The organism is Chromohalobacter sp. HP20-39 (assembly GCF_033052815.1).
Taxonomy (GTDB): Bacteria; Pseudomonadota; Gammaproteobacteria; order Pseudomonadales; family Halomonadaceae; genus Chromohalobacter.
On sequence record NZ_JAWHTP010000471.1, the window covers coordinates 1 to 302 of the forward strand.

Annotated in this window: 1 protein-coding gene; it reads left to right on the forward strand. The window is 75.5% G+C overall.

Translation table 11 applies throughout. The features are described 5' to 3' along the window. The coding region (locus RVY79_RS18840) for a hypothetical protein (protein ID WP_317466084.1) at positions 1 to 302 on the forward strand (302 nt) is incomplete at both ends.

The following is a 302-nucleotide window of genomic DNA, read 5'->3' on the forward strand; positions in this document are numbered from 1 at the left end:
GTGCGGGTGATGCGGCGCGGGCGCGGTCTCGCCCCGGTGCCGCGCGATCTGCCCGAGGGCTTCGCCGGCGCCCCGCCGGTGCTGGCGCTGGGCGGCGAGCTCAAGAGCGCCATCTGCCTCACCATCGGCCGCAAGGCGCTGCTCTCGCACCATCTCGGCGAGCTGGAGGAGCCGGCGACGCAGGATGCGGTCGAGCGCGCCGTCGCCGACTACGCCGCCCTGTTCGATCACCGTCCGGCGGCCATCGCCGTCGATGCCCACCCCGATTACCGGCCGAGCCGGTTCGGTGCGGCGCTGGGGGT